Source organism: Leucobacter chironomi DSM 19883 (genome assembly GCF_000421845.1).
GTDB classification, from domain to species: domain Bacteria; phylum Actinomycetota; class Actinomycetes; order Actinomycetales; family Microbacteriaceae; genus Leucobacter; species Leucobacter chironomi.
The window spans coordinates 48,038-66,664 of record NZ_ATXU01000002.1 but is presented as its reverse complement, the minus strand read 5'-3'; the positions used below and the strand labels follow the sequence as shown (position 1 = coordinate 66,664).

The following is an 18,627-nucleotide window of genomic DNA, read 5'->3' as shown; positions in this document are numbered from 1 at the left end:
CGAGGATCGCTGTTTTCGCTGGGCGCGACGGACCTCGGGCAATCGCCTCAGCCGAGCAGCGAGCGCACCAGCACGTGACCCCGCGCCGCCGTGAGTCGCGTCCACGTCAGCGAGCGCGAGATCCGCAGCCGATCCTCGTCGCGCAGGAACCCCATGACCTCGGCCGCGAACGCCGCCGCCGCCGGGATGCCGGGGGCGATCTCGGCACCCCACACCGAGGAGCGCACGCGCTGCACCACGGCCTCGCCGGGATCCTGCGGCAGCGCGGCGCCCACCCGGGCGATCCCCTCCTCCGCCACGGACCTGAGCGAAGCGGCGTCGAGGATGCCCACGGCCTCCCAACCGGTCGCCGGCGGCAGCACCCCGGCCCACGCCGCCATCGCGGTGACGTCGGGCACATCGAGCGCGAGGCCCACGATCCCGAGCCGGGCGATGCGGTCGAGCAGCGCTCGCGCCTGCACCGTCGCGTCGACGGGATTCGCCGGCGCCTCGGCCAGCGCGAAGGCGCGCATCACGAGCACCACGGGCACTGGATCGGTGATGCCGCGCGGGGCCTGCGTGCAGCCGTAGACCGCGAGCGCGCTCCCCCGGCTCGTGAGCCGCACCTCCGCCTCGCCTGCGCGCAGCAGCCGCTCGAGAAAGATGCGGAGGTCATCGCGACTCGCGTGATCCGCCAGCAGAAGAGTGTCAGCCATCCAGCCCAGCCTAGCCGCCCACCGGCGCTCGAGCGCATCATCCGGCAGCCGTCGGTATGGGATCTGCCGTTGCTATGGTCGTCCGCGCTCCGAGCGCCATACCGTCGGCAGATCCCATATCGACGGCAGGAGACATCGAGAGCGATAGGCTGGATCCGTTCTGCAACGGAGCCGCCGACAGGAGGAACCATGACCGCCTTCCCCGATCTGCTCGCCATGCTCTCGGTGCTCGACTCAGGCGCGCGCACACGAGAGGACATCCTCACCGGCCCCGCCTTCCCAACTCCGCACGGCCGGTCCTTCGGAGGGCAGGTGCTCGGCCAGGCGATCGCGGCCGCGGGCACGACGGTCGCCGACGACCGCCTGCTGCACTCCATGCACGGCTACTTCCTGCGCCCCGGTGAGAGCGAGGAGCGCATGACCTTCGAGGTGGCGCGGCTGCACGACGGCCGATCCTTCTCGACCCGACGCGTCCAGGCCTACCAGGACGGCGAGGTGCTGATGTCGATGATCTCCTCCTTCCAGGAGGACGATCCGGGGCTCGAGCATCAGCAGCCCGTGAGCCTCGACGGCCTTCCCGAGCCCGAGTCGCTGCCGAGCGTGTGGGAGAAGTACGGCCACCTCAGCGGCAGCGGTCGTGCGTCGTGGATCCTGGGGCGCCCGTTCGACTTCCGATACCTCGAATCCGACGTCGTGCTCGACGTCGCCGAGCGGGTCAACCGCCAGCGCGTCTGGATGCGCAGCCGCGACTCCTTCGACGCCCCACAGCTGCTGCAGTGCGCCGCGCTCGCCTTCGCGAGCGACTACCTGCTGCTCGAGCCGATCGCGCGGCAGCACGGCATCCCCTGGGCGACGCCCGGCATGCGCGCCGCGAGCCTCGACCACGCGATGTGGTTCCACCGGCCGTTCCGGGTCGACGAGTGGCTGCTCTACGAGCTCGACTCCCCCACCTCGCAGGGCGGCCGGGGCCTCACGCACGGACGGTTCTACGACCGCGACGGGCGGCTCGTCGCGAGCGTGTCGCAGGAGAGCATGATCCGCCTGCCCGACGCGGGCTGACACCGGCGGCGAGCTCCCGCTCGCGCAGCGGCCCGCCGACCGGTTCGATCGGGCCGGGCCGGGCCGCTGCCCGGGCGGAGCGGGCCGCCCGACCCGCCGCCCGGCAGCTCAGCCGCGACGCAGCTGCAGCGGCGCGTCCGTCCACGGTTCGACCGCGGCCCGCCCGTCCTCCGAGAGCCGGATGGGTCGCATCGTGGCCCCGTCGACGATCACGACCGTGGTGATGGCCCGCGCCACGACCCGGCGGTCGGCTGCTGAGCCGTCGAGCACCTCGTAGTGGAGTTCGAGGCTCGACCCGCCGAGCTTCCCCACCCAGAGCTCGACCACGATCGGGTGCGAGGTGTACTCGAGCACGCCCAGGAACTCGATCTGCTGGCTGGCGACCAGCATCTTCGGGCCGTCCGGCCGGTCACCGCGGAAGTACCCCTCCATGCCGGTCTGCTCACGCGCCGCACCGGTGAAGAAGACGCGCACACGCGCCTCCTCCAGGTAGCGGGCGTAGGCGACGTTGTTGACGTGCCCGTAGGCGTCCTGGTCGCCCCAGCGCAGTTCGAGGTCGACGTGTGCGCGCGCCGTGCTTTCTCCTCTTGATACGTCGAGAGGCGGGTTTCGCCGCCGATCCGGGGATCGATCGCGCGAAACCCGCCTCTCGAGCCGGCCGCTAGTCGCGGGTGAGCTTGCGGTACGTGACGCGCGACGGCTTCGCGGCGTCGGCACCGAGGCGCTCGATCTTGTTCGCCTCGTACGCCTCGAAGTTGCCCTCGAACCAGTACCAGTTCGAGGGGTTCTCCTCGGTGCCCTCGTAGGCGAGGATGTGCGTGGCGATGCGGTCGAGGAACCAGCGATCGTGAGTGATCACGACGGCGCAGCCGGGGAACTCGAGCAGCGCGTTCTCCAGGCTCGTGAGCGTTTCGACGTCGAGGTCGTTCGTCGGCTCGTCGAGGAGGAGCAGGTTGCCGCCCTGCTTGAGCGTGAGCGCGAGGTTCAGACGGTTGCGCTCACCGCCCGAGAGCACACCCGAGGGCTTCTGCTGATCCGGGCCCTTGAAGCCGAACGTCGAGACGTAGGCGCGCGACGGGATCTCGGTCTTGCCGACCTGGATGTAGTCGAGCCCGTCGGAGACGACCTCCCAGACGGTCTTCTTCGGGTCGATGCCGCCGCGGGTCTGATCGACGTAGCTGAGCTGCACGGTCTCGCCGATCTTCAGCTCGCCGCCGTCGAGCGGCTCGATGCCGACGATCGTCTTGAACAGGGTGGTCTTGCCGACGCCGTTCGGGCCGATGATGCCGACGATGCCGTTGCGCGGCAGCGAGAACGAGAGGCCGTCGATGAGCGTGCGCCCGTCGAAACCCTTGTTCAGATCCTTCGCCTCGAGCACGAGGTTGCCCAGGCGCGGGCCGGCGGGGATCTGGATCTCCTCGAAGTCGAGCTTCCGCGTGCGCTCGGCCTCCGCCGCCATCTCCTCGTAGCGGGCGAGGCGGGCCTTCGACTTCGCCTGGCGGCCCTTGGTGTTCGAGCGCACCCACTCGAGCTCTTCCTTCAGGCGCTTCTGGAGCTTCTGATCCTTCTTGCCCTGCACTTCGAGGCGCGCGGCCTTCTGCTCGAGGTAGGTCGAGTAGTTGCCCTCGTAGGGGTAGAGGCGGCCGCGGTCGACCTCGCAGATCCACGTTGCGACGTGGTCGAGGAAGTAGCGGTCGTGGGTGACGGCCATGACGGCGCCGGGGTACTTCGCGAGGTGCTGCTCGAGCCAGAGCACGCTCTCGGCGTCGAGGTGGTTCGTGGGCTCGTCGAGCAGCAGCAGGTCGGGCTTCTCGAGGAGGAGCTTGCAGAGCGCGACGCGGCGCTTCTCGCCGCCGGAGAGGTTCTTGACGATCGCGTCGGAGGGCGGGCAGCGCAGCGCGTCCATCGCCTGTTCGAGCTGGTTGTCGAGGTCCCAGCCGTCGACGGCGTCGATGGCTTCCTGCAGCTCGCCCATCTCGGGAAGCAGCGTGTCGTAGTCGGCGTCGGGATTCGCCATCTCGGCGGAGATCTCGTTGAAGCGGTCGAGCTTGCCCTTGATGTCGGCGACGCCCTGCTGCACGTTCTCGAGCACGGTGAGGTCTTCGTCGAGCTCGGGCTCCTGCATGAGGATGCCGACGGAGTAGCCGGGGGTGAGGATGGCCTCGCCGTTCGAGGGGGTGTCGAGCCCCGCCATGATCTTGAGGATCGTCGACTTGCCGGCGCCGTTCGGGCCGACGACGCCGATCTTCGCGCCCGGCAGGAACGCCATGGTCACGTCGTCGAGGATCACCTTGTCGCCATGCGCCTTGCGCGCGCGCACCATCTGGTAAATGTACTCAGCCATATGCTTTCTCGGGCGCGATGGCGCCCCGAACTCCTTGCGTCCTGAGGATGAAACGGATCGCCACTACTCTACCCGTCGCCCCCGGCAGCCGGCCCGGTCACCAGTCGATGGCGCGGGTGCTCCCGATCAGGCAGATATCCTGCGCGGGTCCGAGGGCGGGCTTCGCCTCGGCGGCGAAGCCGCGATCCTCTGCGACCACCTGCCCGATGAGGCAGTCGGCGCCGATCCTCACCGACACGAAGATGCTGTCGGCCGCGAGCCCGGTCTTCGACTCGTCGAAGCTCACCTGCATGGCCGCCTTGTCGAAGCCGGCGGAGGCGACCGCATCGACCACGGGCACGCCCTGCACCGGCTGCTCTCCGGCGGCGAAGGCCCGCAGCACCTCGGTGAAGTAGGGCAGGTTGTCGGCCGCGCCGCCCTCGGGGAAGAAGACGGGCGGGGCCTCGGGCACCGGTGGCTCCACGCGCTCGGGGGTCTCGGGCACGGGGCCTTCGAGCAGCGAGCAGCCGGCGAGCAGGCACGCGGTCAGGGCGAGCGCGGTGAGCGCGGCTGCGGGGCGAGCCGAGGCCCGAGAAGCGGGGGGACGCAGAGGGGAACGCACCCGCTCAGTCTATTGCGGATCGGCCCGCGCGGGCGCGGGCTGCCCCCGCGCACTTCGCTCACAGGCGGGCGGATCCGGCGAGTTCGGGCGTCTTCTCCACAGATCCCGTGATCCGCCTCCGCGGGCCGCGCCGGTGGCCCAGGCTGGGACACGAGCAGGCGGACCGGATCCCGCACGGCCCGGTCCGTCGGCTCCCCCTCGATCCCCGGGCCGGGCGCCGTTTCAGGCGCCCGGCCCCCAACGAACGGAGTCGTTCATGTCCACTCACCTCAGCGTCGTCGGCACGGTCGCCACCGCGCCCCGACTCATCACCACCGCCGCCGGCATCACCTTCTGCACTTTCCGGATCGCGAGCAACGAGCGACGCTTCGACCGCGAGCAGAATCAGTGGGTCGACGGCGAGACCAACTGGTTCACGGTCAACGCCTTCCGAACGCTCGCCGAGAACGCCGATCGCTCGTTCCGCAAGGGCGACCGCGTCCTCGTCAACGGTCGCCTGCGCGTCCGCTCGTGGAACAGCGATCAGAAGTCCGGCACCTCGGTCGAGATCGAGGCCGAGGCGCTGGGGCACGATCTGCGCTGGGGCACGTCGCGCTTCGAGAAGCAGCATCGCCCCGTCGAGCCGCCGGCCGCCGCGCAGCTCGCGGCATCGAACGGGTTCGGGGATCCCCCGCATCTTGCCGAGCATGAGGCTGGTGAGCACGACGAGCCCGGATCGGAACCCGGATCCGGATCCGAGTCCGGATCCGAGTCCGAGTCCGGTTCCGGGTCCGGGAAAGCCGACGAGCTGTTGCTCGGTGACGGCTTCGTGCCGCCGCTCGCGGCGTGACGCCGCGCGAGCCCGCCGCCGCTCGTCGGCTGCTCCGGCGCAAGCGACGAGCGGCGAAGCGGTCAGCGCAGGTACTCGGCGAATCCGGCGCGCACCTTGTTGACCTTGGGCACGGCGACGGCGAGGCAGTACCCCTGCGTGGGGTTCTTCGCGAAGAAGTCCTGGTGGTGCTCCTCGGCGGGGGTGACCTCGCCGAGCGGTTCGATGGTGGTGACCACCTCGCCGGGCCAGAGTGCGGCGGCGCGGCGGCGGGCGTCCTCGAAGAGCGCCCGCTGCTCGTCATCGGCCGGGAACATCGCGGAGCGGTACTGCGTGCCGACGTCGGCGCCTTGGCGGTTCAGCTGGGTGGGGTCGTGCATCGTGAAGAACGCGTCGAGGATCACCCCGGCGGGGATGACGCTCTCGTCGAAGGTCACGGCGACCGCCTCCGCATGGCCGGTGGTGCCGGTGCAGACCTGCTCGTAGCTGGGATGCACCGTCGATCCGCCCGTGTAGCACGACACGACCTCGGTCACGCCTCGCAGCGCGCGGTAGGCGGCGTCGAGGCACCAGAAGCAGCCTCCCGCGAGAACGAAAGTCGTGGTGCTCATCAATCTGCGCTCCTCTCGGCGCCGTTCCACCAGCTGTGCTGCGGGGCGACCGGCAGGCGCCGTTTGTGCTCGGTGCCGCGGTAGCGGCGCTCGAGGTTCTGTGCAACCCCCGACGGCACCGCTTCGCCGCGCAGGTAGGCGTCGATCTCGGGGTAGCTCACGCCGAGGCTCGACTCGTCCGACTGGCCGGGTTCGCCGTCGAGCAGATCGGCGGTCGGGACCTTCTTCCAGAGCCGGTCCGGAGCCTCGAGCTGCTGCAGCAGCGCCGCCCCCTGCCCCTTGGTGAGCCCCGAGAGCGGCAGCACGTCGGCGGCGCCGTCGCCGAACTTCGTGAAGAAGCCGGTGATGGCCTCGGCGGCGTGGTCCGTGCCGATCACGAGCAGCCCGCGGTCGCCCGCGATCGCGTACTGCGCGACCATGCGCATGCGGGCCTTCACATTGCCCTTGTTGAAGTCGCTCACCGGTTCCCCGGTGCCCGCCGAGACCGCAGCCGTCAGACCGTCGACACCCGCCGCGATATCGACGGTGACGGTGCGATCGGGCCTGATGAACTGCAGCGCGAGCTGCGCATCGTCCTCGTCGCGCTGCACGCCGTAGGGCAGGCGCACCGCGATGAACTCCGCCTCCCGGCCCTCCGCGCGCAGCCGCTCGACGGCGAGCTGCGCGAGCCGACCCGCGAGCGACGAGTCCTGGCCCCCCGAGATCCCGAGCACGAAGCCCCGGCAGCCGGGCACCGCGCGGGCGTAGTCGGCGAGGAACGCGACTCGGCGCTCGACCTCGGCGGCCGCGTCGATCTCGGCCTCGACCCCGAGCTCACGAATGATCCGCTGCTGCATCTCGCTCATGTCCTCCACCCTACTCCGCGGGTGTTACGAGACGACTTCCTCCACAGGCAGCAGGCAGCGCGGGCCGAGCAGCCCCTTCAGCTCGCCGAACAGGTCGGAGGTGATCCGCACCTGCTCCCGCAGCTCGAAGACGCGCACCGCATGGGGCGTAATCAGGCTCAGCCGAACCTCGCTCTCGCCGGGGTGCCGTTTCAGGGTCGACTTCAGCTCCTCCATCAGCGGTTCGGTCGCGCGCGACTCCGACAGGGTGAGCGCGAGCGCCGTCGCGTCCTCCTGCACGCCGGCGTCGATCGGCTTCACGCCGTAGGCGTGCATCGACATGCCGTCGTCGCGGGCGTTCAGCTTGCCGCGCAGCGCCACGATGCTGTCGGGCTGCAGCAGGCTGCCGAACTCCTGGTACGACTTGCCCATGAAGAGGGCCTGCACCTCGCCCGTGAAATCCTCGACGGTGACCATGCCGTAGAGGTTGCCCGACTTGGCGGTGCGGTGCTGCACGCTCGTGAGCAGGCCCGCGACGGTCACGATCTCACCGTCGTAGGTGGAGCTGTTCTCGGGGTTCGTGATCTGCTGCACCGTGACGCTCGCCTCTTTGGCGAGGGCGACGTCGAGGCCGCGCAGCGGGTGATCGGAGACGTAGAGGCCGAGCATCTCGCGCTCGAAGGAGAGCTTGTCCTTCTTCGTCCACTCGGGCCGGTCGGGCACCTGCGACGCGGCATCTGCGGAGTCGCCGGAGGCTTCCGCCGCCTCGGCGAAGAGGCTGTCGAAGTCGAAGCCCACGTTGCCGTTCTCGGCGTCGCGCTTCTCCTTCACGGCGCTCTCGATCGACGGCTCGTGGATCTCGACGAGCGCCCGGCGCGTGCCCCCGAGCCCGTCGAACGCGCCCGCCTTGATGAGCGACTCGACGGTGCGCTTGTTCAGCACCGCGAGCGGCACCTTCTTCAAGAAGTCGTGGAAGCTCTCGAAGCGGCCCTTCTGCTCGCGCGCCTCGCGGATGCCCTCGACCACGTGCGTGCCCACGTTGCGGATCGCGCCGAGCCCGAAGCGGATGTCGTCGCCCACCGCCGAGAAGTTCGCGAACGATTCGTTCACGGCGGGCGGCAGCACCTTGATGCCCATGCGACGGCACTCGTTGAGGTAGACGGCGAGCTTGTCCTTCGAGTCGCCGACGCTCGTGAGCAGCGCGGCCATGTACTCGCCTGGGTAGTGCTCCTTGAGGTAGGCGGTCCAGTAGCTCACCACGCCGTAGGCGGCGGAGTGCGCCTTGTTGAACGCGTAGTCCGAGAAGGGCAGCAGGATGTCCCAGAGCGCCTTGACCGCCGCGTCCGAGAAGCCCCGCTCCTTCATACCGCCCGAGAACCCCGCGTACTGCTTGTCGAGCTCGGACTTCTTCTTCTTGCCCATCGCGCGACGCAGGATGTCGGCCTGGCCGAGCGAGAACCCTGCGACCCGCTGCGCGATCGACATCACCTGCTCCTGGTAGATGATGAGGCCGTAGGTGGTGTCGAGGATGTCCTTCAGCGGCTCTTCGAGTTCGGGGTGGATGGGCGTGATCGGCTGCAGGCCGTTCTTGCGCAGCGCGTAGTTGGTGTGCGAGTCGGCGCCCATGGGGCCCGGCCGGTAGAGCGCGAGGACGGCGGAGATGTCCTCGAAGTTGTCGGGCTTCATGAGGCGCAGCAGGCCGCGCATCGGGCCGCCGTCGAGCTGGAAGACGCCGAGGGTGTCGCCGCGGGCGAGCAGTTCGTAGGAGGCGGGGTCGTCGAGTTCGAGCCGTTCGAGGTCGAGCTCTTCGCCGCGGTTGAGCCTGATGTTCTCGAGCGCGTCCGAGATGATCGTGAGGTTGCGCAGCCCCAGGAAGTCCATCTTGATGAGGCCGAGGCCCTCGCAGGTCGGGTAGTCGAACTGCGTGACGATCTGGCCGTCCTGCTCGCGCTTCTGCAGCGGGATGATGTCGATGAGCGGATCGCTCGACATGATCACGCCGGCCGCGTGCACGCCCCACTGGCGCTTCAGACCTTCGAGCCCGAGCGCGGTCTCATAGACCTTCTTCGCGTCGGGGTCCTCCTGCAGCACGGCGCGGAACTCCGCGGCCTCCTTGTAGCGGGGGTGCCCCGAGTCGGTGATGCCCGACAGCGGGATGTCCTTCGCCATGACGGCGGGCGGCATCGCCTTCGTGAGCTTCTCACCCATGCCGAAGGGGAAGCCGAGCACGCGCGAGGCGTCTTTCAGGGCCTGCTTCGACTTGATGGTGCCGTAGGTGACGATCTGCGCAACGCGCTCGTCGCCGTACTTCTCGGTGACGTACTTGATGACCTCGCCGCGACGGCGATCATCGAAGTCGACGTCGAAGTCGGGCATCGAGACGCGGTCGGGGTTGAGGAAGCGCTCGAAGATGAGGCCGTGCTGCAGCGGGTCGAGGTCGGTGATCCTCATCGCGTACGCCACCATCGAACCGGCGCCGGAGCCTCGGCCCGGTCCCACCCGGATGCCGTTGTCCTTCGACCAGTTGATGAAGTCGGCGACCACGAGGAAGTAGCCGGGGAAGCCCATCTGGGTGATGACGCCGATCTCGTACTCGGCCTGCTTGCGCACCTCATCGGGGATGCCGTTCGGGTAGCGGTAGTGCAGGCCGCGCTCGACCTCCTTCACGAACCAGCTGTCCTCGGTCTCGCCATCGGGGACCGGGTAGCGGGGCATGTAGTTCGCCGAGGTGTTGAACTCGACGCTGCAGCGCTCGGCGATGAGCAGTGTGTTGTCGCAGGCTTCGGGGTAGTCGCGGAAGATGTGGCGCATCTCGGCGGCGCTCTTCAGGTAGTAGCCCGAGCCGTTGAACTGGAAGCGGTTGGGGTCGTCGAGACGGGATCCCGACTGCACGCACAGCAGCGCCGAGTGGGCCTCGGCGTCGGCCTCGTGCACGTAGTGCAGATCGTTCGTGGCGACGAGCGGGATCTTCAGGTCGCGGGCGATCTTGATGAGGTCGGACTGCACCTGCCGCTCGATGTCGAGCCCGTGGTCCATCAGCTCGCAGAAGAAGTTCTCCTTGCCGAAGATGTCCTGGAACTCCGCTGCCGCCTTCACGGCCTCGTCGTACTGGCCGAGGCGGAGGCGGGTCTGCACCTCGCCCGAGGGGCAGCCCGTCGTGGTGATGAGCCCCTTGCCGTAGGTCTGCAGCAGTTCGCGGTCCATACGGGGCTTGAAGTAGTAGCCCTGCATCGACGCGAGCGACGACAACCGGAAGAGGTTGTGCATGCCCTCCGTCGTCTCGGAGAGCATCGTCATATGGGTGTACGCGCCGGCGCCCGACACGTCATCGCCCGCGCCGTCGCCCCAGCGCACGCGGGTGCGGTCGGAGCGGTGGGTGCCGGGCGTGAGGTAGGCCTCGATGCCGATGATCGGGTTGATCCCGCGATCCTTCGCCTGCTTCCAGAAGTCGAAGGCGCCGAAGGTGTTGCCGTGGTCGGTGACCGCGATGGCCGGCATGCCCTGCGCGACGGCGGCGTCCATGAGCGGCCCGACGCGAGCCGCGCCGTCGAGCATCGAGTACTCGCTGTGCACGTGCAGGTGTACGAAACCGTCTTTCTCAGACACCGATGGAGCCCCTTTCGCCGACCCCTCCAGGGTACCGCGGACCGCCGGCCCGCGAGCGCCGCTACGCCAGGTAGCGCCCCGCCCGCGGGATCCGCCGCAGCAGCGCCGCCACGGCAAGACTGGGGATCAGCACGAGCACGGCGAGCAGCGGCACCGACAGCAGCGGCGGCGCGATCTCAGTGGTGAGGCCGAACTCGCGGTAGAGCCGCTGGAAGAGCGGGTGCACGAGGTAGATCCCGAGCGAGTTCGCGGCGAGCGCAGCCGCGAGCCACGGCAGGCGCCCCGGCGCCTCGCCCCATCGCGCCCGCGCCAGGCAGAAGACCGCCACCGACGCGAGCCCGACGCCGGGGGTGAGGAAGCCGAAGAACAGTTCGTCCGAGCCGCCCTCCGCCCGCGAGACGAGCGAGGTGCCGATCCCCGTGCCGAGCAGCCCGAGCGCGCCCGCCGATGCGATCCAGACGAGCTGGGCGCGTCGCAGCTCCATCCGGTTCAGCAGGTGCCCCAGCACGAAGTACACCGAGTATCCGAGCACGAGCTCCACGCGCATCGTGCCGAGCACCTCGCTCAGCACCTCCCCCACGACCGGCAGCCGTTCGAGCAGCGGAAACGCGAACGCGAACGGCCCGGCCAGCGCCACGAAGTACCAGCCCGTCGCGGGATCCCTCACGATCGCCCGCAGCAGCGGCAGCACCATGTAGAGCCCCGCGAGCGCGAGCAGGAACCACAGGTGGAAGTGCCCGGTGAAGAATCGCCGTGCCAGTTCTGCGGGGTCGCCGCTGCCGCCGGGCGCGTAGACCTCGACGATGGCGTAGAGCAGCGACCAGCTGGCGAAGGCCACGAGCAGCCGCGGGATGCGCCGCCGCCACAGACCGCGCAGGCTGAGGGGGCGCGCAGGATCCAGCAGCAGGGCTCCCGAGATCATGAAGAACACGGGCACGCAGAAGCGCAGCGCGCTGTTGATCCAGGCCAGCGTCTCCCAGCGCGCGCCCTGCGGCGGCAGCTGGTGCCACTCGGTGATCGCGGCGTGCAGCACCACCACCGCCACGATCGCGATGGCCCGCAGCATCTCGAGATAGCGGATGCGCCCGGATCCGTCGTTCGCGCCTGTCATCCGCCCCATGCTAGCGGGCGCGGATCCGCCCCCGGCTGCCGACCCGGCGCCTGAGGCGCGGTCCGGGGCGTCGGCACCCAGGGCCCTGCGAGCCGTGGGCGATACAGTGACGGTCGGCGCGCCTCGCGGTGGCCGCTGTTGCCGAGCAAGGAGAGCTGCTGTGTCCGATTCCACCCCGCTGGTGACCGTCGTGATGCCGGTGTACGATTCCATGCCGTATCTCACCGAGACGCTGGAGTCGGTGCTCGCGCAGGATGTCGCGGGGCTCGAGGTGATCGCCGTCGACGACGGCTCGACCGACGGCTCGGGCGAGGAGCTGGATCGCTTCGCGGCGCTCGACGACCGCGTCGCCGTGATCCACCAGCCGAACAGCGGCTGGCCCGGGGCGCCCCGCAACCGCGGCCTGGAGCGCGCCCGCGGCGAGTTCGTCTTCTTCATGGACTCCGACGACACGCTCGCCCCGCACGCTTTGAGCGCGATGGTCGAACTCGCGGAGGCGCGGGAGGCCGACGTGGTGATCCCGCGCATGCGGGGCGTGGCCGGCCGCGGCGTACAACAGCTGTTCCGGCAGCACCCGCAGGGCGTGATCGGCCTCGCGCGCGCGATGGAGACGCTGTCGCCGCAGAAGCTGTTCCGGCGCGAGCTCATCGAGCGCGACGGACTGCGCTTCCCCGAGGAGCGGGTGCGCCTCGAAGACGGCATCTTCGTCACCCGGGCCTACGTGCTGGCCCGCCGCATCGTGTTCTGCGGGCGCGAGCCGCTCTACTTCATCGCGCTGCGCGACGACGGGGGCAACATCTCCTCGCGCGGCATCGACCCCGAGAACTACGTCGCCTCTTGCCGCCGCATCGCCCGGATCCTGCTCGAAGGCGTGCCGGACCGGAAGCGGGCGGATCAGCTCGTGCACCAGTTCTTCGGCCGCAAGGGGCTGCGCTTCTACGCTCCGAAGCGCTGGCTGCGCATGGACGACGCCCGGAAGCGCGAGTGGGTGGAGCTGCACCGGCGCTTCCTGGACGAGTTCGTGTCGATCGAGATGGAGGAGCACACCACCCACCCCACCGACCTCTGCAAGATGCGGCTCATCCGCACCGGCGACGTCGCCGGCCTCGATCGGCTGATCTCCGCGGCGGCCGCGCTGGACCACGACTCGCGGGTGGGCGCCGTCGTGCCGCTCCCCCACGGCGTCGAGCTGACCGTCACGGTCGCGCCGCCGGAGCCGGCGCCCGAAGAGGGGTCGCTGCTCGCGGGCGCCGGGATCGCCGGCTGGCGACTGCGCGCCGCCGACCGCCTGCATCGGATGCTGCGGCCGGTGATGGGCTCGCACTTCGGGCGCGGTCTCAGCCGACGCCTCGGCGACGTCATTGCGTCAGGCGCGCCGCAGGCGCAGCTGCTGCTGTCGGGCCGCCGGGCGGCGCGGCGGGTGGCGGTGCCGGGCCGCATCGCCGGCCGTGACGCCGCCGGGGCCCTGCGCTACCGCTTCGTGCTGCCCGAGGAGCTGCTGCAGCGCTTCGCGAAGGACCGGGTGGATCTCTGGACGGTCACCGAGGTGGGCGGGCTGAGCGGCGGATCCGCGCGCGTGGCGGCCGGCGCGATGCCGCGATCCGGAACCGAGATCGCCCCGGGCGCCGAGCTCTACGCCACCGACCAGGGCAACGCCACGCTCAGGGTCGCCGCCCCGTAGAGCGGCGCAGGGGTTCCGCGAGCGCTAGCTAGGCGGCGAGCACGTCGAGGGCGTGCTGCAGGTCCGCCGGGTAGCGGCTCTCGAACTGCACGGCTTCGCCGCTGCCGGGGTGCCGGAAGCCGAGCCGCATCGCGTGCAGCCACTGGCGCGTGAGGCCGAGCCGCTCCGACAGGGTCGGGTCGGCGCCGTACATGCCGTCGCCCACGCAGGGGTGCCGCTGCGCGGCCATGTGCACGCGGATCTGGTGTGTGCGGCCGGTCTCCAGCTCGATCTCGAGCAGCGTCGCGTAGGGGAACGCTTCCAGGGTTTCGTAGTGGGTCACCGAGGGCTTGCCGTCTCGGGTGACCGCGAACTTCCACTCGTGTCCCGGGTGCCGGCCGATGGGTCCCTCGATGGTGCCGGAGAAGGGGTCGGGGTGCCCCTGCACGACGGCGTGGTAGATCTTGTCGACCTCGCGGTCCTTGAAGGCGCGCTTGAGCTCGCTGTACGCGCGCTCGCTCTTCGCCACCACCATGAGCCCGCTCGTGCCCGCGTCGAGGCGGTGCACGATGCCCTGGCGCTCGGCGGGGCCGGAGGTGGCGATGCGGTAGCCGGCGCCCGCGAGCGCGCCGAGCACGGTCGGCCCGTCCCACCCGAGCGAGGGGTGCGCGGCGACACCGGCGGGCTTGTCGACGACCACGATGTCGTCATCGTCGTGAACGATGCCGAGTTCGGGCAGGTGCACGGGCACCACCTCGGGGCCCCGCTTCTCCTGCCAGGAGACTTCGAGCCAGCCGCCTCCGGCGAGGCGATCCGATTTGCCGAGCTGGCGCCCGTCGAGGGTGACCCCGCCGTTCTGCGCGACCTCGGCTGCGAAGCTTCGCGAGAAGCCAAGCAGCTTTGCGAGCGCAGCGTCGACGCGCTCACCGGCGAGGCCGTCGGGCACGGGCAGGCTACGCTGCTCCATCGTCGCGGCCCTCTCTCGGCTCGGCCGATCCGGAATCCTCGCTGCGCTGCGCGGCCGCGTCGGCACCGCCGGCTGCATCGTCGCCGCTCTGGCCGTCCGCTCCGGCTTCGGAATCGCCCTCCGAGACGCGCCGCACCCGGGGCGAGCCATCGATCGGCAGCCCGAGCAGGCTGATCAGCACGAACAGCAGCATGCTGCTGACGATCGCGATGTCGGCGACGTTGTAGATGGCGGGGTTGAAGCCGAGCCACATCCACGGTGTGAGGATGAAGTCGATGACGTGGCCCTCGGGGAAGCCCGGCTCACGGGTGAGGCGGTCCGTCAGGTTGCCGAGCACACCGCCGAGCAGCAGGCCCAGGAAGATCCCCCAGGGAAGGGAGCGCAGGCGTCGCAGCTGCCACAGGATGACCACGACCACCACGGCGGCGAGGATCGTGAAGATCCAGGTCGCCCCGCTCGCCATCGAGAAGGCCGCGCCCGGGTTGCGCACGAAGTGCCACTGCAGGAACTCGCCGAGCACGGGCACGGTGCGCCCCTCGGGCAGGTTGTCGACGACCCAGTTCTTCGAGAGCTGGTCGACGGCGAACACGACGATCGCGACGCCGAGCAGGAGCACGGGCACCAGTCGGCGTCGCGATGACGAAGGAGTGACGGAACTCGCCGTCACGTCGGAGGCGTCGTTCACGCTCCCGGCTACTGCAGACCGTCGGGCGCGCCCGCGGGCTCGGGCGAGCCGTCGAGGCCGCGCAGCTGCGACTGGATGTACGAGCGCAGCGTGGAGCGGTACTCCGACTCGAACTGGCGCAGCTCCTTGATCTTGAACTGCAGGTCGCCGCGCTCTTCGCCCAGCACGCGCAGCTCCTCAGCACGCTGCTTCTGCGCCTCTTCGACGAGGTGCTTTGCGGTGCGCTCGGCGTCCTCGATCATCTGATCGCGCTTCTGCTCGGCCTCGCTGATGAGGCGGTCGCGGGTGCTCTCGCCCTCCTGCACATGCTTGTCGTGCAGTTCGAGTGCGAGCTGCAGCATCGCGCTCGACTTGACGGCGTCAGGCTGCGCGTTCACCGCGGGCGCGGGGGTCTCGACGGCGGGCACCGGTGCCGCGGCGGGCTTGGGCGCGTCGACCACGATCGTCTGCTCGGAGGCGTCGACCGAGTCGTCGGAGGCGTTGCCCTCGCGCGCTTCGCACTCGGCGAGCTTCGCGGTGAGCTCTTCGATCCGGGCGTTCAGCTCGGCCTTCTCCTGCTCGTGCTGGCGCAGCTCCTCGACGATGGTGTCGAGGAAGTCATCGACCTGATCGAGATCGTATCCGTCGCGGAACTTGGTGATCGTGAACTTCTGGTTCACGACATCTTCAGGAGTCAGGGCCATCGTCTACGTCTCTTTCGGTTCGGGACCACTCGCGTGGTCATGGAACAACGCTAGCAAAGAATGCCCGGTTCGCGCACGAAGCGGGCTACCATCCCGGGATGATGGCGAGGAGAATCCAGCACGACAGCAGTGCGAGCATCCAGCCCAGGTCGAGGGCGATCTGCCCGAGACGGATCGGCGGGAGCAGTCTGCGGAACATCCTGATGGGCGGATCGGTGACCGTGTAGACGAGCTCGACCAGCACCGCGAACACGCCGCGCGGGCGGAAGTTGCGGTTGAGCACCACGATCCAGTCGAGCACGAAACGAGCCCAGAGCACGAAGATGTAGATGCGGAGCGCTACCTTGAGAACGGTCCCGATCGCGAAGACGACCTCCACCGCTTACGCCGAGGGGGCCACGAAGAACGAACCGCTGTCATTCTGACGCGAGTCGTCGCTGCCCACCTCGATGTGCTCGGGCGAGAGCAGGAACACCTTGCTGGTGACGCGCTCGATGCGACCGTGCAGGCCCATGGTGAGTCCGCTCGTGAAGTCGATGAGGCGCTTGGCGTCGGCCTCGTTCATGCGCGAGAGGTTGATGATGACCGGCAGCCCTTCGCGGAAGTTCTCGGCGATGACCTTCGCGTCCTTGTACTCGGTGGGGTGCACCGTGAGGATCTCGTTCATCGGCTGCTGCGCCGGCTGCTTGGTCGGGGTGACCCGTCGCAGCGGTGTAACGGAGGCGCGCTGAGGCGCGGGGCGGGCCGGTTCGGGCTTCGCCGCCGCGGGCGACTCCTTCGCGGACGGGCGGGGAGCCGCGGCCTGCTGCGACGCGGCGTGCTGCTCCTCGAGGTCCTCCTCGGCGAGGCCCAGGAACACCATGGTCTTCTTCAGCGGGTTGCTCATCATTTCTCCCAACGCGGTGCGGTGCTTCGAGGCTACCTGGGGTCCGGGCGTTTTCCGGTGATTGCGCTGCCGATTCGCAGGTGTGTCGCCCCGGCGTCGATCGCCTCGCGGTAGTCGTGCGTCATGCCGGCCGAGATGGCGGTCGCATCGGGCGCGAGCGCGCGCAGTCGTTCCGAGTAGTCGCGCAGTCGGGCGAAGGCGGAGGCGGCTTCCTCCTCTTCGGGCAGTGGCGCGACGGCCATCACGCCGCGCAGCCGCAGCGAGGGGGTGTCGAGCACGCGCTCCGCGATCCGCTCGATCTCCTCCGGTGCGGCGCCCCCGCGGCCCGGGTCGTCGGTGAGGTTCACCTGCACGAAGGCCTCGATCGGCTGCGGCGCCTCGGCGGTGGCGAGCGCTTCGACGAGCCGCTCGCGGTCGATGGAGTGGATCGCGCTCGCGTAGCGAGCGGCCTGCCTGGCCTTCTTCGTCTGCAGCTGGCCGATGAAGTGCCAGCGGAGTCCGAGCTCTGCGAGCGCCTCGGCCTTCGACTGCGCCTCCTGGTGGCGGTTCTCCCCCACGTCGCGCACGCCGAGCTCCGCGAGCGCGGCGACGAGCGAGGCCGGGTGGAACTTCGTCACGACGATGAGCGTGACGTCGTCGGGCTCGCGGGAGGCGGATCGGCAGGCGTCTGCGATCCCCTCCCGCACCGAGGCCAGCCGCTCGCCGAGCCCCGGGAACTCCGCGAAGTCGACGTCGACCACGCCGATTACCTCAGGAACTCGGGGATGTCGAGATCGTCGTCGTCATCGCCGTCGAAGGCGGGGTCGGGCAGCTGCGCCTCGACGGGCGGGTTCGAGAGCACCTCGCCGAACTGGCCCGTGGGCGGGTTCTGTGACTCGGAGGCGCGCTCGCCCGTCGCGTTGAAGCCCTTGAATCCCAGGCCGGTGGCCTCGCCGCTCGCGACGGCGGCGGCGGTTCCGGTGACGGGCGCGGGCACGTCGTCGATGCTCTCGACGTGGCTGCCGCGGCGGCCGCGCTGCTCGGAGGACTGCACCTGGGGCGAGGGCTCGGTGTCGAAGCCGGCCGCGATCACGGTGACGCGCACTTCGTCGCCGAGGGTGTCGTCGATGACGGTGCCGAAGATGATGTTGGCCTCGGGGTGCACGACGTCCTGCACGAGCGTGGAGGCCTCGTAGATCTCGCTGAGGGCGAGGTTGGAGGAGCCCTGGATCGAGAGCAGCACGCCGTGGGCGCCTTCGACGGAGGCTTCGAGCAGCGGCGATGCGACGGCGAGCTCGGCGGCCTTGATGGCGCGGTCGGCGCCGCGGGCGGATCCGATGCCCATGAGCGCTGCGCCGGCCCCCTGCATCACCGATTTGACGTCGGCGAAGTCGAGGTTGATGAGGCCGGGCGTGGTGATGAGGTCGGTGATGCCGGAGACGCCGGCGAGCAGCACCTGGTCGGCGGCGGCGAAGGCCTCGATCATGCTGATGCCGGGCTCGCTGATGTCGAGCAGGCGGTCGTTGGGCACCACGATCAGGGTGTCGACGGCTTCGCGCAGGGTGTGCACGCCGGCGTCGGCCTGCGCGGCGCGGCGCTTGCCCTCGAAGCTGAAGGGGCGGGTGACCACGCCGATGGTGAGGGCGCCGATCGACTTCGCGATCCGCGCCACGACCGGGGCTGCGCCCGTGCCGGTGCCGCCGCCCTCGCCGGCGGTGACGAAGACCATGTCGGCGCCGGCGAGCGCCTCCTCGATCTCCTCCGCGTGATCCTCGGCGGCGCGTCGGCCGACCTCGGGGTCGGCGCCCGCGCCGAGGCCGCGGGTGAGCTCGCGTCCGACGTCGAGCTTGACGTCGGCGTCGCTGAGCAGCAGCGCCTGAGCGTCGGTGTTGACGGCGATGAACTCGACGCCGCGCAGGCCGAGCTCGATCATGCGGTTGACGGCGTTGACGCCGCCGCCGCCGACACCGACGACCTTGATCACGGCGAGGTAGTTCTGGTTGCCTGACACGTGGATCCCCTCCAACCTTCAACCTCTAGCTGAAGTTAAAAGTTAGTATTGGCGTATACATTTACTGCGCATAACGGTATGGGGCGCAGCGCCCTGT

General features: G+C 69.8%; 18 protein-coding genes. 3 read left to right on the top strand and 15 right to left on the bottom strand.

What is annotated here, in order from left to right; all coding sequences use genetic code 11:
• Window positions 1–47: 47 nt before the first annotated feature.
• Window positions 48–695 carry a DUF8185 domain-containing protein gene (locus tag H629_RS0102150; RefSeq protein WP_024355717.1) on the bottom strand — a complete coding sequence of 216 codons (648 nt, stop codon included), beginning with the start codon at window positions 693–695 and terminating at the stop codon, window positions 48–50.
• A 189-nt stretch (window positions 696–884) separates the two neighbouring features.
• On the opposite strand from H629_RS0102150, the gene H629_RS0102145 reads away from it, so the two are divergent.
• Window positions 885–1,754 (top strand): acyl-CoA thioesterase, encoded by an 870-nt coding sequence (locus H629_RS0102145; protein ID WP_024355716.1) that lies wholly within the window; start codon window positions 885–887, stop codon window positions 1,752–1,754.
• Between the two features lie 108 nt (window positions 1,755–1,862).
• Here H629_RS0102145 and H629_RS0102140 read toward each other — a convergent pair whose 3' ends face one another.
• From H629_RS0102140 to H629_RS0102130, 3 genes are all read right to left on the bottom strand, one after another.
• A complete protein-coding gene (locus H629_RS0102140) occupies window positions 1,863–2,471 on the bottom strand; it encodes an acyl-CoA thioesterase (protein ID WP_024355715.1) in 609 nt (202 codons plus the stop codon).
• A complete protein-coding gene (gene ettA, locus H629_RS0102135) occupies window positions 2,416–4,098 on the bottom strand; it encodes an energy-dependent translational throttle protein EttA (protein ID WP_024355714.1) in 1,683 nt (560 codons plus the stop codon). The genes H629_RS0102140 and ettA overlap by 56 nt, the downstream gene beginning before the upstream one ends.
• A 97-nt stretch (window positions 4,099–4,195) precedes the next feature.
• Entirely contained in the window at window positions 4,196–4,699 is a 504-nt protein-coding gene (locus H629_RS0102130; RefSeq protein ID WP_024355713.1) for a DUF6993 domain-containing protein, read from the bottom strand.
• A 256-nt stretch (window positions 4,700–4,955) separates the two neighbouring features.
• Here H629_RS0102130 and ssb point away from each other — a divergent pair, with 256 nt between their 5' ends.
• On the top strand, window positions 4,956–5,528 hold the full coding sequence (gene ssb / locus H629_RS0102125; protein WP_024355712.1) for a single-stranded DNA-binding protein: 573 nt from the start codon (window positions 4,956–4,958) through the stop codon (window positions 5,526–5,528).
• Window positions 5,529–5,590: 62 nt separating this feature from the next.
• Here the strand turns inward: ssb and msrA are convergent, their stop codons facing one another.
• The 4 genes from msrA to H629_RS0102105 form a co-directional block, all read right to left on the bottom strand.
• On the bottom strand, window positions 5,591–6,118 hold the full coding sequence (gene msrA, locus H629_RS0102120; protein WP_024355711.1) for a peptide-methionine (S)-S-oxide reductase MsrA: 528 nt from the start codon (window positions 6,116–6,118) through the stop codon (window positions 5,591–5,593).
• Window positions 6,118–6,963, bottom strand: a complete 846-nt coding sequence (gene nadE / locus H629_RS0102115) for an ammonia-dependent NAD(+) synthetase (protein WP_024355710.1) — start codon at window positions 6,961–6,963, stop codon at window positions 6,118–6,120. The genes msrA and nadE overlap by 1 nt, the downstream gene beginning before the upstream one ends.
• Window positions 6,964–6,987: 24 nt before the next feature.
• Complete coding sequence (gene dnaE / locus H629_RS0102110; protein WP_051137788.1) at window positions 6,988–10,497, bottom strand: DNA polymerase III subunit alpha; 3,510 nt, start codon at window positions 10,495–10,497, stop codon at window positions 6,988–6,990.
• Window positions 10,498–10,609: 112 nt separating this feature from the next.
• Window positions 10,610–11,659 (bottom strand): acyltransferase, encoded by a 1,050-nt coding sequence (locus H629_RS0102105; RefSeq protein ID WP_024355708.1) that lies wholly within the window; start codon window positions 11,657–11,659, stop codon window positions 10,610–10,612.
• A gap of 160 nt (window positions 11,660–11,819) precedes the next feature.
• Here H629_RS0102105 and H629_RS14385 point away from each other — a divergent pair, with 160 nt between their 5' ends.
• A complete protein-coding gene (locus H629_RS14385; protein ID WP_024355707.1) occupies window positions 11,820–13,340 on the top strand; it encodes a glycosyltransferase family 2 protein in 1,521 nt (506 codons plus the stop codon).
• Between the two features lie 28 nt (window positions 13,341–13,368).
• On the opposite strand, the gene H629_RS0102095 is transcribed toward H629_RS14385, so the two are convergent.
• From H629_RS0102095 to ftsZ, 7 genes are all read right to left on the bottom strand, one after another.
• Window positions 13,369–14,286, bottom strand: coding sequence for an RluA family pseudouridine synthase (locus H629_RS0102095; RefSeq protein WP_024355706.1), 918 nt, complete (start codon window positions 14,284–14,286; stop codon window positions 13,369–13,371).
• Window positions 14,273–14,908, bottom strand: a complete 636-nt coding sequence (gene lspA / locus H629_RS13855; RefSeq protein WP_024355705.1) for a signal peptidase II — start codon at window positions 14,906–14,908, stop codon at window positions 14,273–14,275. Before lspA ends, H629_RS0102095 begins: the two co-directional genes overlap by 14 nt.
• Window positions 14,909–14,979: 71 nt before the next feature.
• Window positions 14,980–15,654, bottom strand: a complete 675-nt coding sequence (locus H629_RS0102085; protein WP_024355704.1) for a DivIVA domain-containing protein — start codon at window positions 15,652–15,654, stop codon at window positions 14,980–14,982.
• 85 nt (window positions 15,655–15,739) lie between these two features.
• Window positions 15,740–16,033 carry a YggT family protein gene (locus H629_RS0102080; protein WP_024355703.1) on the bottom strand — a complete coding sequence of 98 codons (294 nt, stop codon included), beginning with the start codon at window positions 16,031–16,033 and terminating at the stop codon, window positions 15,740–15,742.
• Window positions 16,034–16,036: 3 nt separating this feature from the next.
• On the bottom strand, window positions 16,037–16,540 hold the full coding sequence (locus tag H629_RS0102075; protein WP_024355702.1) for a cell division protein SepF: 504 nt from the start codon (window positions 16,538–16,540) through the stop codon (window positions 16,037–16,039).
• Between the two features lie 32 nt (window positions 16,541–16,572).
• Complete coding sequence (locus H629_RS0102070) at window positions 16,573–17,280, bottom strand: YggS family pyridoxal phosphate-dependent enzyme (protein ID WP_024355701.1); 708 nt, start codon at window positions 17,278–17,280, stop codon at window positions 16,573–16,575.
• A 5-nt stretch (window positions 17,281–17,285) separates the two neighbouring features.
• Window positions 17,286–18,530: a cell division protein FtsZ gene (gene ftsZ / locus H629_RS0102065; protein ID WP_024355700.1), complete on the bottom strand. Its 1,245-nt coding sequence runs from the start codon at window positions 18,528–18,530 to the stop codon at window positions 17,286–17,288.
• Window positions 18,531–18,627 lie beyond the last annotated feature (97 nt).